Source organism: Micromonospora echinaurantiaca (assembly GCF_900090235.1).
Classification (GTDB): Bacteria; Actinomycetota; Actinomycetes; order Mycobacteriales; family Micromonosporaceae; genus Micromonospora; species Micromonospora echinaurantiaca.
Genome location: NZ_LT607750.1, coordinates 4,807,148 through 4,822,030, shown reverse-complemented (window position 1 = coordinate 4,822,030; position 14,883 = coordinate 4,807,148). Strand labels below are relative to the sequence as shown.

General features: G+C 73.8%; 12 protein-coding genes. 9 read left to right on the top strand and 3 right to left on the bottom strand.

Features of this window, described 5'->3' with window-relative positions; translation table 11 throughout:
• Positions 1-6: 6 nt before the first annotated feature.
• The 3 genes from GA0070609_RS21590 to GA0070609_RS21580 form a co-directional block, all read right to left on the bottom strand.
• Positions 7-1,329: a dicarboxylate/amino acid:cation symporter gene (locus GA0070609_RS21590; RefSeq protein ID WP_088995461.1), complete on the bottom strand. Its 1,323-nt coding sequence runs from the start codon at positions 1,327-1,329 to the stop codon at positions 7-9.
• 203 nt (positions 1,330-1,532) lie between these two features.
• A complete protein-coding gene (locus GA0070609_RS21585; RefSeq protein WP_172899382.1) occupies positions 1,533-2,186 on the bottom strand; it encodes a DUF998 domain-containing protein in 654 nt (217 codons plus the stop codon).
• The gene (locus GA0070609_RS21580) at positions 2,179-3,144 is read right to left on the bottom strand and encodes a glutathione S-transferase family protein (protein WP_088995460.1); all 966 of its coding nucleotides are present in this window, start codon (positions 3,142-3,144) and stop codon (positions 2,179-2,181) included. The genes GA0070609_RS21585 and GA0070609_RS21580 overlap by 8 nt, the downstream gene beginning before the upstream one ends.
• Before the next feature lie 106 nt (positions 3,145-3,250).
• On the opposite strand from GA0070609_RS21580, the gene pcaF reads away from it, so the two are divergent.
• From pcaF to GA0070609_RS21535, 9 genes are all read left to right on the top strand, one after another.
• The gene (gene pcaF / locus GA0070609_RS21575) at positions 3,251-4,456 is read left to right on the top strand and encodes a 3-oxoadipyl-CoA thiolase (RefSeq protein ID WP_088995459.1); all 1,206 of its coding nucleotides are present in this window, start codon (positions 3,251-3,253) and stop codon (positions 4,454-4,456) included.
• 238 nt (positions 4,457-4,694) lie between these two features.
• Positions 4,695-5,513 (top strand): SAM-dependent methyltransferase, encoded by an 819-nt coding sequence (locus tag GA0070609_RS21570; protein ID WP_088995458.1) that lies wholly within the window; start codon positions 4,695-4,697, stop codon positions 5,511-5,513.
• 3 nt (positions 5,514-5,516) lie between these two features.
• Positions 5,517-7,685 carry a putative bifunctional diguanylate cyclase/phosphodiesterase gene (locus GA0070609_RS21565; protein ID WP_088995457.1) on the top strand — a complete coding sequence of 723 codons (2,169 nt, stop codon included), beginning with the start codon at positions 5,517-5,519 and terminating at the stop codon, positions 7,683-7,685.
• On the top strand, positions 7,682-8,182 hold the full coding sequence (locus tag GA0070609_RS21560; protein ID WP_088995456.1) for a DUF456 domain-containing protein: 501 nt from the start codon (positions 7,682-7,684) through the stop codon (positions 8,180-8,182). Before GA0070609_RS21565 ends, GA0070609_RS21560 begins: the two co-directional genes overlap by 4 nt.
• A 290-nt stretch (positions 8,183-8,472) precedes the next feature.
• Positions 8,473-10,080 carry an amino acid permease gene (locus GA0070609_RS21555; RefSeq protein WP_088995455.1) on the top strand — a complete coding sequence of 536 codons (1,608 nt, stop codon included), beginning with the start codon at positions 8,473-8,475 and terminating at the stop codon, positions 10,078-10,080.
• Between the two features lie 93 nt (positions 10,081-10,173).
• Positions 10,174-11,538, top strand: coding sequence for a glutamine synthetase family protein (locus tag GA0070609_RS21550; protein ID WP_088995454.1), 1,365 nt, complete (start codon positions 10,174-10,176; stop codon positions 11,536-11,538).
• A gap of 105 nt (positions 11,539-11,643) precedes the next feature.
• On the top strand, positions 11,644-12,999 hold the full coding sequence (locus GA0070609_RS21545) for an aldehyde dehydrogenase family protein (RefSeq protein ID WP_088997891.1): 1,356 nt from the start codon (positions 11,644-11,646) through the stop codon (positions 12,997-12,999).
• A gap of 94 nt (positions 13,000-13,093) precedes the next feature.
• Positions 13,094-13,861 (top strand): 3-oxoacyl-ACP reductase, encoded by a 768-nt coding sequence (locus tag GA0070609_RS21540; RefSeq protein WP_088995453.1) that lies wholly within the window; start codon positions 13,094-13,096, stop codon positions 13,859-13,861.
• Positions 13,858-14,565 carry a gamma-glutamyl-gamma-aminobutyrate hydrolase family protein gene (locus GA0070609_RS21535; protein WP_088995452.1) on the top strand — a complete coding sequence of 236 codons (708 nt, stop codon included), beginning with the start codon at positions 13,858-13,860 and terminating at the stop codon, positions 14,563-14,565. Before GA0070609_RS21540 ends, GA0070609_RS21535 begins: the two co-directional genes overlap by 4 nt.
• Positions 14,566-14,883 lie beyond the last annotated feature (318 nt).

Below are 14,883 nucleotides of genomic sequence, written 5' to 3'. Positions count from 1 at the left end.
ATCGGCTCAGGCCGGAACGGGGCTCGGCCGGTCGGTACGGGCGGGCCGGTCCGCCGCCGCGGCCGGCTCGACCGGGTCGACCGGCGAGCGGCGGCCGGCCGAGTCGTACGCGGCCCGGTCGAGGGTGCCCTCCCGGGCCGCGACGATGGTCGGCACCAGCGCCTGCCCGGCCACGTTGGTGGCGGTGCGGATCATGTCCAGGATCGGGTCGATGGCGAGCAGCAGGCCGGCGCCGGCCAGCGGCAGGCCGAGCGTGCTCAGGGTCAGGGTGAGCATGACGATCGCCCCGGTCAGGCCGGCGGTGGCGGCCGAGCCGACCACCGAGACGAAGGCGATCAGCAGGTAGTCGGTGACGCCGAGGTCAACCCCGAAGACCTGGGCGACGAAGATCGCCGCCAGCGCCGGGTAGATCGCGGCGCAGCCGTCCATCTTCGTGGTGGCGCCGAACGGCACCGCGAACGAGGCGTACTCGCGGGGCACGCCGAGCCGCTCGACGGAGCGCTGGGTCACCGGCATGGTGCCCACCGAGGAGCGGGAGACGAAGGCCAGCTCGATCGCGGGCCAGGCGCCGGCGAAGAAGCGCAGCGGGTTGAGCCGGCCGGCCGCCGCCAGCAGCAGCGGGTAGACCACGAACAGCACGATCGCGCAGCCGACGTAGACGGCGGTGGTGAACCGGGCCAGCGGGGCCACCAGGTCCCAGCCGTACGCGGCGACGGCGTTGCCGATCAGGCCGAGGGTGCCGATCGGGGCGAGCCGGATCACCCACCAGAGCGCCTTCTGGACGATCTCCAGCAGCGAGCGGTTGAGCGCCACGAACGGCTCGGCGGCCTCGCCGGCCAGCAGCGCGGCGGCGCCGACGACCAGCGCGAGGAAGACGATCTGGAGCACGTTGCCCTCGACGAACGCGCCGACCGGGTTGGTCGGCACGATGCCGGTGAGGAAGTCGGTCCAGGAGCCGGTCTTCTTCGGCGCGCTGGCGCCCGCGACATCCAGGGTGACGCCCCGGCCGGGGTCGGTGAGCAGGCCGAGGCCGATGCCGACGCTCACCGCGATCAGCGCGGTGAGGCCGAACCAGAGCAGCGTCTTCAGCGCCAGCCGGGCGGCGTTGGCCACGCCGCGCAGGCTGACCACGCTGACCACGATCGCGGTGAAGACCAGCGGCGGCACGGCCAGCTTCAGCAGCTGGACAAAGAGGCCGCCGACGGTGTCGAGGGTGCTGGCCAGCCAGCTCAGGTCGTTGGCGCGGGCGAGGAAGCCGAGCGCCACACCGAGCACGAGGCCGAGCAGGATCTGCACGGAGAAGGGAATCTTGCGGAGGGTGGAAGGCATGCTGATGTGTCCAAGGGGTCTGGGGGTCGGTCAGGGCAGCGTCAGGAGAGCGGCTGCGCCGGACAGACGCCGCTGGCCTGCAGTCGGAGGTCGACGTACAGGCGCACGGTCAGGTGCCAGACGTTGGTCATCGCCTGCCGAGGCTACTCCGCGCCGTTCCGGCGGAGGAAGGAGTGGCAGGCGTGACGGTCCTTACATGCCCGTCATGGCCGGTTGACCCGTCCGTCACGATCGGCTGCCAGCCCGAGCGTGGTCGCGGTGACCAGACCCCAGCCGGCCACCACCGCGAGCAGCAGCCGCTCCAGCGTGCCGACCAGCCCGCCCCGCCCCACCAGCAGGATCGCCAGCCCGATCGCGGCGGCCAGCGGCACCGCCAGCACCGCGCCCAGGCCGGCGATCCGGCGCAGCGCCGCGGGCGCGCCGGGAGTGGTCAGCAGCGCCAGCATCGCCAGCACCACGGAGGCGGTCGCGGCGATGCTCGCGCTCCCGTGCACCAGGTCCGCCACGGTGGCCCGCTCGAACGGCGGCAGCGGGCAGCCGGCGCTGCACGTCACCGCGCCGGAGATCACCGTGCAGACCCCGCCCGCGGCGAGCAGCCCGGCGGTCGCGCGCAGCGCCGGCGGCAGCGCCGCGGCCAGCAGCAACAGCGCCGTGGCCAGGGCAAAGACGCCGATCCGGTACGTCCGGGCGTAGCCGGTGCCGGCGATGCCGGCCTCGCTGACGTACCCGGTCAGGCCGGGACCCGGACCGGCGATCACGGCGACCGCCACCGCGACCGCTCCGGCCACGGTGCAGCCGGCGGCGACCGCCGCGGCGGCCCGGGACGCGATCCCGCCGCGCCGCGCCGGTTCAGCCACGCCCGTGCGGGGTGGTCCAGCCGGACAGGTCGGGGCCGAGCGGCACGATCCGGGTCGGGTTGATCATCTCGTGGGTGGCGTAGTAGTGCCGCTTGATGTGGTCGAAGTCGACCGTCTCGCCGAAGCCAGGGGTCTGGAACAGGTCCCGGGCGTACGCCCAGAGCACCGGCATCTCGGTCAGCTTCTGCCGGTTGCACTTGAAGTGGCCGTGGTACGCCACGTCGAAACGGACCAGCGTGGTGAACAGTCGCACGTCCGCCTCGGTGATCGCGTCGCCCATCAGGTAGCGGCGCCCGGCGAGCCGCTCGGACAGCGCGTCCAGCCGGGCGAACAGCGTCCGGAACGCCTCGTCGTACGCCTGCTGGGAGGTGGCGAAGCCGCACCGGTACACGCCGTTGTTGACGTCCCGGTGGATCTCCGCCATCAGCGCGTCCAACTCAGGACGCAGCGGCACCGGGTAGAGATCCGGCGCGTCGGGGGCGTGAAAGCGCCGCCACTCGGTGGAGAGATCCAGGGTGAGCTGCGGATAGTCGTTGGTGACCACCCGTCCGGTGAGCGTGTCGACCAGCGCCGGCACGGTCACCCGCCCCGCGTAGTCCGGGTCGGTAACCAGGTACGCCTCGGAGAGGAAGCCGATGCCCAGCACCGGGTCGAACCCGTCCGGGTCGAGGCTGAACCGCCAGCCCCGCTCGTCCCGGATCGGGTCGACGGTGCCCAGCGAGATGACGTCCGCCAGGCCGAGCAGGTTGCGGACGATCCGGGCCCGGTGCGCCCAGGGGCAGGCCCGGCACCAGATCAGCCGGTAGCGGCCCGCCTCCAGCGGCCAACGCCCCTGCTCGTCCGGCCCGCCGCCGGGCGGGGACGTCGAGTGCGGGGTGACCCGGTCGGTGAACCGGTTGGGCTGTCGGACGAACTGGCCACCGCCGCTGGTCTCTGCGCTGAACTGGGCCCGGGTCATGCCGTCAACCTATCGGCCCCGGGCGTGGATATCCTGGCGGCCGGGCGTCCCCCCGCGACCCGGTGGACGCTCCCGTCCCACCCTTCCCACCCCCGAAGGACTCGCGATGACCGTGGCATACCTGGTGGCCGGTGTCCGCACCCCGATCGGCCGGTACGGCGGCGCCCTGGCCGGCGTACGCCCCGACGACCTGGCCGCGCACGTGATCCGCGAGCTGGTCGCCCGGCACCCGTCGGTGGACTGGGCCCGGGTGGACGACGTGATCCTGGGCTGCGCCAACCAGGCCGGCGAGGACAACCGCAACGTGGCCCGGATGGCGGCGCTGCTCGGCGGGCTGCCCGAGGAGGTGCCCGGCAGCACCGTCAACCGGCTCTGCGGCTCCGGCCTGGACGCGCTGGCCACCGCCGCCCGCGCCATCGTGGCCGGCGAGGCCGAGCTGGTGGTGGCCGGCGGGGTGGAGAGCATGAGCCGGGCGCCGTTCGTCATGCCGAAGGCCACCTCCGCGTTCTCCCGCACGGCCGAGGTCTACGACACCACCATCGGGTGGCGGCTGGTCAACCCGTTGATGAAGCGGCACTGGGGGATCGACTCGATGCCGGAGACGGCGGAGAACGTCGCCGCCCAGTACGGGGTGGACCGGGCCGCGCAGGACGCGTTCGCGTACCGGTCCCAGCAGCGCGCCGCGAAGGCGCAGGCCGACGGCCGGTTCGCCGAGGAGATCGTGCCGGTGAGCGTGCCGGAGGGCCGCAAGGGCACCCGGCTGGTCGAGGTGGACGAGCACCCCCGGGAGACCTCGTTGGAGAAGCTGGCCGCGCTGCCCACTCCGTTCCGCGAGGGCGGCACGGTGACCGCCGGCAACTCCTCCGGGGTGAACGACGGTGCGGTGGCGCTGCTGGTCGCCGGCGAGGCGGCGGTGGCCCGGTACGGCCTCACCCCGCTGGCCCGGGTCAGCGGGGCCGCCGCGGCCGGCGTGCCGCCCCGGGTCATGGGCGTCGGCCCGGTGCCGGCCACCCGGAAGCTGCTGGACCGGCTCGGCACCGGCCTCGACGCGGTCGACGTGATCGAGCTGAACGAGGCGTTCGCCGCGCAGTCGGTCGCGGTGCTGCGCGAGCTGGGCCTGCCGGAGGACGCCGAGCACGTCAACCCGAACGGCGGGGCGATCGCGCTCGGCCACCCGCTGGGCGCCAGCGGTGCCCGGCTGGCGCTGACCGCCGCGCTGGAGCTGCGCCGCCGGGGCGGCCGGCGGGCACTGGCCACCATGTGCGTCGGCGTCGGGCAGGGCATCTCGCTGCTGCTGGAGTCGGTGGACTGACTTCCCGCGCCCCGCGGCACCGGGGCCTGCGCTGCCCGGCCCGGGCGAGGCGGTTCGCGCCGCCCGGTCCGCGGGTCGTTCCCGCCGGCCCGGCCGAGCTCCCCGTAATGGGACGGTCGGGCCTATTGTGGTCAGCACCACACGATCCGCGGGTCGGCCGGTGCGGCCGCCGCGTGCCCCGCACGCGTCCCCGGCACCGGTTCCCTCCCGCACCGCGGCGACGACTTGGGGTGCCACAGTGCAGATGCCGGACGGACTTCCCGTCGAGATCGACCTTTCCCGGCCGAGCGCGGCCCGGGTGTACGACTACTTCCTGGGCGGGGCGCACAACTTCGAGATCGACCGGCAGCTCGCCGAGCAGATCGCCAGCATGACGCCGAACCTCGCGGCCACCATGCGCGCCGGCCGGGAGTTCCTCCGCCGGGCCGTCCGGGCGCTGCTCGACGCCGGCATCGACCAGTTCCTCGACATCGGCTCCGGCATCCCGACCGTGGGCAACGTGCACGAGGTGGCCCAGACGGCCAACCCGAAGGCGCGGGTGGTCTACGTCGACATCGACCCGGTCGCGGTGGCGCACAGCCGCGAACTGCTCGCCGGCAACGACCTGACCGGGGTGATCCACGCCGACCTGCGCGAGCCGGAGCGGATCCTCGCCGAGGCCCGGGAGCTGAACCTGCTCGACTTCACCCGGCCGCTGGGCATCCTGCTGGCCGGGGTGGTGCACTTCATCCCGGACGCCGACCGGCCCGGCGAGATCCTGGCCACCCTGCGGGCGGCCGCCGCCCCGGGCAGCTACCTGGTGATCTCCCACTCGACCTACGAGGACCAGCCGCAGGAGATGCTCGACGCGCAGCGGCTCTCGGCGCGTACCGACACCGAGATCAGCCTGCGCTCGCGGGCCGAGATCACCGGCTTCTTCGGCGACTGGACCATCCTGGAGCCCGGCGTGGTGCACATGCCGCTGTGGCGGCCCGACTCGCCGTCCGACGTGGACGACCACCCGGAGCGGTTCGGCGCCTTCGGCGGCGTCGCCCGGTACGACCAGCCCGCCGGCTGACCCATGGCCGCCGTCCCGGACCCCGGCGGGGACGAGATCAGCCGGACCGGCGCCCAGGGGTACGCGGCGGACTGGGCCCGCGCGCTGCGCCGGCTCGGGTTCGTGCCGCTGGACGCGGCCGAGACCGAGCGGCTGCTGCTCGTGCACACCGTGCGGCTGGCCCAGGCCCTGCTCGCCGAACGGTTCTCCGCCCGGCCGGCCGAGGAGGTCGGCCGGGCGCTGGTCGAGGCGCACCTGACCGAGCCGCGGATGCTGGACTGGTCGGTGCGCTCGCTCGGCGACCGGTTCCTCGCCGAGGTGGTGCCCGCCCGAGCGCGGCCAGAGGGGGCCACCGGGCGGATCGCGGCCCTGCAGGGCGGGCTCGCCGAGGGTTTCGCCCGGGCGCTGCGCGACCGCACCTTCAGCCAGCAGGAGCGGATCGCCCGGTCGGCCTGGCAGGCCCGGGACGAGGTGGAGCAGGCGCTGCGGGACAGCGAGGCCCGGTTCCGCGCGGTCTTCACCGGCGCGGCGATCGGGATCGGCATCGCCGGGGTGGACGGTCGGATCATCGACGTCAACCAGGCGTTCGCCGACATGCTCGGCTACTCCGTCGACGAGCTGCGGCAGACGGACGTGGGGTCGCTGTTCCACGCCGACGACGCACCCGAGATGTGGGAGCTCTACCAGGAACTGGTCGAGGGCAAGCAGGACTCCGCCCGGCTGGAGAAGCGCTACCACCGCAAGGACGGCAGCGTGCTCTGGACCGACCTGGCCGTGTCGCTGATCCGGCACCACGACGGCCGGCCCCGGTTCACCGTGGCCATGATCGAGGACATCACCGAGCGGTACGAACTCCAGCAGCGGCTGCGGTTCCAGGCGCTGCACGATCCGCTCACCGGCCTGCCGAACCGGACGCTGTTCTTCGAGACGCTCGGCCGGATCTTCGACGCCGCGTCCCCCGAGCACCGGGTCGGGATCTGCTTCCTGGATCTGGACGGCTTCAAGGCGATCAACGACAGCCTCGGCCACGACTTCGGCGACCGCCTGCTGGTCGTGATCGCCCGACGGCTGGCCGAGTCGGTGGCCAGCCGGGGCCACCTGGTCGCCCGGATGGGCGGCGACGAGTTCGTCATCCTGGTCGACGACGGCGACGGGATGGACGAGGCGGTGGCGGTCGCCGAGGCCGCGCTGGCCGCGGTCGCCGCCCCGGTGCACGTCGGCGACCAGCAGCTGGCCGTGTCGGCCAGCGTCGGCATCGTGGAGTGCCCGGTCGGCGGCACCAGCGCCTCGGAGCTGATGAAGGCCGCGGACACCACCCTGTACTGGGCCAAGGCCGAGGGGCGGGGCAGGTGGGCGGTCTACGACCCGGAGCGTGGCGCCCGGGACATCGCCCGTTCCGCGCTCGCCGCCGGGCTGCCCGCCGCGCTGGACCGGGGCGAGTTCGTGCTCCGGTACCAGCCCATCGTCTCCCTGTTGGAGGGCTCGATGCTCGCGGTGGAGGCGCTGGTCCGCTGGCAGCACCCGGAGCTGGGCATGATCGGGCCGGACCGGTTCATCGGGCTGGCCGAGGAGACCGGGCTGATCGTCCGGCTGGGTGAGTGGGTGCTCCGGCAGGCCTGCCGGGACGCCGAGCAGTGGCGGCGCCAGTTCCCCGAGGCGCGGCTGGTGGTGAGCGTCAACCTGGCCGCCCGGCAGGCCGACGACCCGGCCATCGTGGACACCGTCGCGGACGCGCTGGCCACCACCGGGCTGCCGGCGGAGCTGCTGCAGCTGGAGTTGACCGAGAGCGCGGTGATGGGCACCGCGGGGGAGCCGTTGCGGTCGCTGCACCGGCTCGCCGCGCTGGGCGTACGGCTGGCCATCGACGACTTCGGCACCGGCTACTCCAACCTGGCGTACCTGCGCCGGCTGCCGATCCACTGCGTGAAGCTGGCCGGGCCGTTCGTGGAGGGGATCCGTGGGGACGCCGTCGAGGCGGCCGCCGACCACCGGGACGAACGGATCGTCGACGCGCTGGTCCGGTTGGCGCACGCGCTGGAGCTCTGGGTCACCGCCGAGGCGGTGGAGACCCCGGTGCAGGCCGAGCGGCTGCGGGCGCTGCGCTGCGACACCGGGCAGGGCCGGTTCTTCGGCCCGCCGATGCCGGCCGACCGGATAACCGCCCGGCTGCGCGGCAAAGAGGTGGCGGCATGAGCCTGACCGACTCGCAGGCGGCCGTCTCGGTGCTCGCCGCGCTGGCCATCCTGGCCGGGCTGGCCGGGGTGGTGGTGCCCGGCCTGCCGGCGCTGCCGCTGTGCTGGGGCGGGGTGCTGGTCTGGGCGCTCTTCGGCGGCGCGGGCGGCGGCCGTTGGCTGGTGCTCGCCGCCGCCACCCTGGTGGCCCTCGGCGGGACGGTGGTCAAGTACGCCTGGCCGGGGCGGAACCTGAAGCGCACCGGCGTGCCCACCTCGTCGCTGCTGGCCGGCGGGCTGCTGGGGCTGGTCGGCTTCTTCGTCGTCCCGGTGGTCGGGCTGGTGCTCGGCTTCGTCGGCGGGGTGTGGGCGGCGGAACGGTTGCGCCTGGGCGACTCGCGGCTGGCCTGGCCGGCGACGAAGCAGGCGGTGGCGGCGGCCGGGCTGGCGATGCTGGTCGAGTTCCTCGCCGGCCTGCTCATCGCCGCCCTCTGGGTCGCCGGGCTGCTGCTGACCTGACGGCGGGGTGGCGGCGCGGGGCGGGTGTCGGGTACGGCGCACCGCCGTACGGTGAGAGAGAGGTGACGTGCCCCGCGCCGCCGCGGTGCCGGGGCGGTCCGAGCGCCCGGCGTCGGCCCGTCGCGATCGGGCCTGGTCACGAGGTCAAGGATGCGCCCCGGCGACCCGGGCCGGCAACGGAATTAGCCCGGCCGGCGGTGACATTCCCACCCGTGACGTATTGACCGCCTTGATCGGCGGGACGACACTTTGCCCACTCGCACCGGGGATCCGCCTCGAGGAGGTGTGCAGTGGCCACGACGCCCGCGCCGACCGCCGAGCAGCCGATGGACGACGACGCCCGACGACTCGCCGAACTCGGCTACAAGCAGGAGCTGCGCCGCAAGTGGAGCGGCTTTTCCAACTTCGCCATCTCGTTCTCCATCATCTCGATCCTGGCCGGCTGCTTCACCACCTTCGGCCAGGCGTGGAACAACGGCGGGCCGGTCGCGGTCTCCTGGGGCTGGCCGCTCATCTCGCTGTTCATCCTGATCATCGGCTTCTGCCTGGCCGAGCTGGTCAGCGCCTACCCGACCGCGGGCGGGATCTACTGGTGGGCGGCGCGGATGGGCCGGCCGGTGCACGGCTGGTTCACCGGCTGGCTCAACCTGATCGGCCTGGTCGCGGTCACCGCGTCGGTCGACTACGGCTGCGCGACGTTCCTCAACCTCACCCTGTCCGCGCTCTTCGACGGCTGGGCGGGGACGCTGCGGCAGGCGTTCATCCTCTTCGTGATCATCCTGGTGCTGCACGGGCTGATCAACATCCTCGGGCACCGGATCATCGACGTACTCCAGAACGTGTCGGTCTGGTGGCACGTGGCCGGCGCGGCCGCCGTGGTGGCCATCCTGGTCCTCGTCCCGGACGACCACCAGAGCTTCCAGTTCGTCTTCACCGAGCGGTTCAACAACTCCGGCTTCGGCGACGGCGACACCAGCGGGCTGACCTTCTGGTTCTACGTGCTGCCGCTGGGCTTCCTGCTCACCCAGTACACGATCACCGGCTTCGACGCCTGCGCGCACGTCTCCGAGGAGACCCGCGGCGCTTCCCAGGCCGCCGCCCGCGGCCTGTGGCAGTCGATCTTCTACTCCGCCGTCGGCGGCTGGATCCTGCTGCTGGCCTTCCTCTTCGCCGCCACCGACGTCGAGGCGGTCAACGCGGCGGGTGGCTTCTCCGGCGCGATCTTCGAGTCCGCGCTGACCCCGTTCTTCTTCAAGACGGTCATCATCATCTCCACCATCGGGCAGTTCTTCTGCGGGATGAGCTGCGTGACCTCGATGAGCCGGATGGCGTACGCGTTCAGCCGGGACCGGGCCGTACCGGGCTGGCGGCTCTGGTCCCGGGTGGACCGCAACGGCACCCCGGGGAACGCGATCATCGGGGCCACCCTGGCCGGCCTGGTGCTCACCCTGCCCGCCCTCTACCAGAGCCCGGACGGCATCCCGGTCGCCTTCTACGCGGTGGTGTCGGTCGCGGTGATCGGGCTCTACCTCTCCTTCATCATCCCCATCTACCTGCGGCTGCGGATGGGGGACCGATTCGTCCCGGGGCCGTGGACGCTCGGCCCGCGGTACAAGCTGCTCGGCTGGATGGCGGTGATCGAGATCGCGGTGATCTCGATCTACTTCGTGCTGCCGATCGTTCCCGCCGGGGTGCCCGGCAACCCCGACTTCACCTGGTCGGCGGTGAACTACGCGCCGATCGCGGTGGGCGGGGTGCTGCTGCTGGTGGCGCTCTGGTGGTACGCCTCGGCCCGGCGGTGGTTCACCGGCCCGGTGCGTACCGTCGACCTGCCGGCGCCCCGGGCCGCGGCCGACGGCGATCGGGCGGACGGCGATCGGGCCGACGAGCCGGCGTGAGTGACGGCCGGGCGGCGGTTTGCCGGCACCCGGCCGGCGGGCATTGACGGTGATCGTGTACTGCCGGTAGACCTTGGTGATGGAGGCCCGCGGATGAGGAGAGCGCCGCTCACATTGGAACAACTGCGGGTCGCCGTCGCCGAGCACGAGATCGACACGGTGGTGCTGGCCCTGGTCGACATGCAGGGCCGGTTGCAGGGCAAGCGGTTCCACGCGCCCTACTTCCTGGACCAGGTGGTCGCGCACGGCAGCGAGGGGTGCAACTACCTGCTCGCGGTCGACGTGGACATGAACACCGTTGACGGGTACGCCATGTCCGGCTGGGAGCGGGGCTACGGCGACTTCGCCATGCTGCCCGACTTCGACACCCTGCGCCGGGTGCCCTGGCAGCCGGGCACCGCCCTGGTGCTGGCCGACCTGGCCTGGCTGGACGGGGCCGGGCCGGTGATCGCCTCGCCCCGGCAGATCCTGCGCCGGCAGGTGGAGCGGCTCGCCGAGCACGGGCTGACCGCGTACGCCGGCACCGAGCTGGAGTTCGTGCTGTACCGCGACTCGTACGAGCAGGCGTGGCGGCGCGGCTACCGCGATCTCACCCCCGCCAACCAGTACAACGTGGACTACTCGCTGCTCGGCACCGCCCGGGTGGAGCCGCTGCTGCGCCGGATCCGGCGGGAGATGGCCGGTGCCGGGCTGACCCCGGAGAGCGCCAAGGGCGAGTGCAACCTCGGCCAGCACGAGATCGCCTTCCGCTACGACGAGGCGGTGGCCTGCGCCGACCACCACGTCATCTACAAGAACGGGGCGAAGGAGATCGCCGCCCAGGAGGGCATGTCGATCACCTTCATGGCCAAGCCGAACGCCCGCGAGGGCAACTCCTGCCACATCCACTTCTCGCTGCGCGACACCGCCGGCCGGTCGGCCCTGCTCGGCGACGGCCCGGCGCACCTGTCGGTGACCGGGCAGCGGGTGCTGGCCGGGCTGCTGGCCACCATGCGCGAGTTCAGCCTCCTCTTCGCCCCGAACGTCAACTCCTACAAGCGCTACCAGCCCGGCTCGTTCGCCCCGACCGCGCTGCGCTGGGGCACCGACAACCGCACCTGCGCGCTGCGGCTGGTCGGCCACGGCCAGGGCATGCGGGTGGAGAACCGGGTGCCCGGGGCGGACGTGAACCCGTACCTGGCCATCGCGGCGTTGATCGCCGGGGCGGTGCACGGCATCGAACGGGAACTGCCGCTGGGTGAGGAGTGCACCGGCAACGCCTACGACGACCGGGCCGCCGAGCGGGTGCCCGGCACGCTGCGCGACGCCCTCGCCCTCTGGGCGGACTCGTCCCTGGCCGCCGAGGCCTTCGGCGCCGAGGTGGTCGCTCACTACGCCAACCACGCCCGGGTCGAGCTGACCGCCTTCGACGCCGCCGTCACCGACTGGGAACTGGTCCGTGGCTTCGAACGCCTCTGACGCCGCGTCGGCCCGGGTGGTCGCGGGCGTCCCGCCCGGGTTCCGCCCTGCCGGGCGGCCGTCCGGGCGGCAGCGGCGGCATCGGCGAGCAGGAGGGTGGCGGTCGTGACCGAGGTGAGGAATCCGGCCACCGGCGAGGTGGTGGCCGAGGTGGCGGGCGCCTCGGCCGGGGAGGTCGACGCGGCGATCGGGCGGGCGGCGGGGGCGTTCGAGCGGTGGCGGGCGGTCGCGCCGGGCGAGCGGGCCCGGCTGCTGCGACGGTTCGCCGCGGTGGTCGACGCGCACCTGGAGGAACTTGCTGGGCTGGAGGTGCGCAACTCGGGGCACACCATCGGCAACGCCCGGTGGGAGGCGGGCAACGTCCGCGACGTGCTCGACTACTACGCCGGCGCGCCCGAGCGCCTCACCGGCCGGCAGATCCCGGTGCCGGGCGGGCTGGACGTCACCTTCCACGAGCCGCTCGGCGTGGTCGGGGTGATCGTGCCGTGGAACTTCCCGATGCCGATCGCCGCCTGGGGCTTCGCGCCGGCGCTGGCGGCCGGCAACACGGTGGTGCTCAAGCCGGCCGAGCTGACCCCGCTGACCGCGCTGCGCCTGGCCGAGCTGGCCCGCGAGGCGGGGCTGCCCGAGGACGTGTTCACCGTGCTCCCCGGCGCGGGTTCGGTGGTCGGGGAGCGGTTCGTCACCCACCCGGCGGTCCGCAAGATCTGCTTCACCGGCTCCACCGAGGTCGGCACCCGGATCATGGCCGGCTGCGCGGCCCAGGTGAAGCGGGTCACCCTGGAGCTGGGCGGCAAGAGCGCCAACCTGGTCTTCGCCGACGCCGACCTGGCACGGGCCGCCGCGACCGCCCCGTACGCGGTCTTCGACAACGCCGGCCAGGACTGCTGCGCGCGGTCCCGGATCCTGGTCCAGCGGCCGGTGTACGACCGGTTCCTGGAACTGCTGGAACCCGCGGTGCGGGCTCTGCGGGTGGAGGACCCGGCCGGGGAGACCGCCGAGATGGGCCCGCTGATCTCGGCCGGCCAGCGGGACCGGGTCGCCGGCTACGTCGACGGTGCCCGGGTGGCGTACACCGGCTCCTGCCCGACCGGCCCCGGCTGGTGGTACCCCCCGACCGTGCTGCTCGCCGAGGCGCCCACCGACCGGCACTGGCGGGAGGAGATCTTCGGTCCGGTGGTCTCGGTGCTGCCCTTCGATGACGAGGCCGACGCGGTCCGGCTCGCCAACGACACCGAGTACGGCCTCTCCGGCTCGATCTGGACCAGGGACGTCGGCCGGGCGGTGCGGGTGGCCCGGGCGGTGGAGTCCGGCAACCTCAGCGTCAACTCGCACTCCTCGGTGCGGTACTGGACCCCGTTCGGCGGGATGAAGCGCTCCGGGCTGGGTCGGGAACTCGGCCCGGACGCGCTGCACGCCTTCACCGACGTCAAGAACGTCTTCATCGCGACGGAGAGCTGAGCCGGCGGCCGGCACGGAACGGGTGCCGGTCGAGCCGGCGGACGGTGGAGCCGGCGGCGGACGTCCGGCCGGACGAGCAGATGGGGGAGGACCAGTGCAGGGTCGGTTGCAGGACCGGGTGGCCGTGGTCACCGGGGCGGGCAGTGGGATCGGGCTGGCCACCGCGCGGCGGTTCGCCGCCGAGGGAGCCCGGGTGGTCTGCGTGGACATCGACGCCGAGGCGGGCAAGCGGGCCGCGGACGAGGTCCGCGGGGAGTTCGTCGCGGCGGACGTGGCCGACGAGGCGGCCGTGCGGGACCTGTTCGACGGGGTGGCCGCGCGGCACGGCCGGGTGGACATCGCGTTCAACAACGCCGGCATCTCGCCGCCGGACGACGACTCGATCCTGACCACCGGCATCGAGGCCTGGGAGCGGGTGCTGCGGGTCAACACCACGAGCGTCTACCTCTGCTGCAAGTACGCGATCCCGCACATGCGGCGGCAGGGCAAGGGTTCGATCATCAACACCGCCTCGTTCGTGGCGCTGATGGGGGCGGCCACCTCGCAGATCGCGTACACCGCGAGCAAGGGCGGGGTGCTGGCGATGACCCGCGAGCTGGGCGTGCAGTTCGCCCGGGAGGGCATCCGGGTCAACGCGCTCTGCCCCGGCCCGGTCGCCACCCCGCTGCTGCGGGAACTCTTCGCCGCCGACCCGGACCGGGCCGCCCGCCGGCTGGTGCACGTGCCGATGGGCCGGTTCGGCGAACCGGAGGAGATCGCCGCCGCGGTGGCCTTCCTGGCCAGCGACGACGCCTCGTTCATGACCGCCGCCCAGTTCGTCGTCGACGGCGGCATCACCGGCGCGTACGTGACGCCGCTGTGACCCGGCCGCTGATCGGCGTCACCGCGTACGTCGAGCCGGCCAGCTGGGGAGTCTGGCGGGAGGTCCCGGCGGTGCTGGTGCCGCAGGCGTACGTCCGGGCGGTCACCGCGGCCGGCGGCCGGGCGTTGGTGCTGCCCCCGGACGACCTGGACGCCGACGTGGTGCGGGTGCTGGACGGGCTGGTGCTGGCCGGCGGAGCCGACGTCGACCCGGGCCGGTACGGCCAGCTGCCCGCGCCCCGGACCGAGAGCCGGCCGGGGCGGGACGCCGGGGAGCTGGCCCTGCTCGACGGCGCGCTCGCCGCCGGGCTGCCGGTGCTCGGCGTGTGCCGGGGGATGCAGCTGCTCGTGGTGGCCTGCGGCGGCACGCTGCACCAGCACCTGCCCGACCTGGTCGGCCACGAGGGGCACCGCCCCGCGCCGGGCGTCTACGGCGGGCACGGTGTGCGGTTCGCCCCGGGCAGCCTGGCGGCCCGGGTGATGGCCGGCGTGGACCGGGTCGACTCGTACCACCACCAGGCGGTCGCCGACCCGGGCCGGCTGGCGGTCACCGGCTGGTCGGACGACGGGGTGGTGGAGGCGGTGGAGGACCCGGACCGGCCCTTCGTCCTGGGCGTGCAGTGGCATCCGGAGAACGCGGCCGATCCCCGGCCGCTCACCGCGCTGGTCCGGGCCGCCGGCCGGCGCGCCACCGCGCCGAGGTGACCGCTGACCGGCCCACCCGCGGGTCGCCGCCCGGCGACCGGTCCGTTCCCGCGGCGTCGCCGCCCGGTCCCCGCACCGTGGCGTCCGGCCCTCGATGGCCGGTGCGCGATGTGGACGGTGCCGAAGTGTTACCGAGGTCACAGTTAGACCGCGGATCCGACTCCGTCGCCCGGGGTAAGTCCCGTCAACAGGACCGGGAGGCCGGCATTCGCTGGCATCCCGGGCGGCCCGCGCCAGGCGGGTCGCGGACGGTGTGGGCCGGGGTCGTCCCACTGGCGGGTCACCACCGGCGGGTTGGCGGCCCGGTATTCAGCGTCC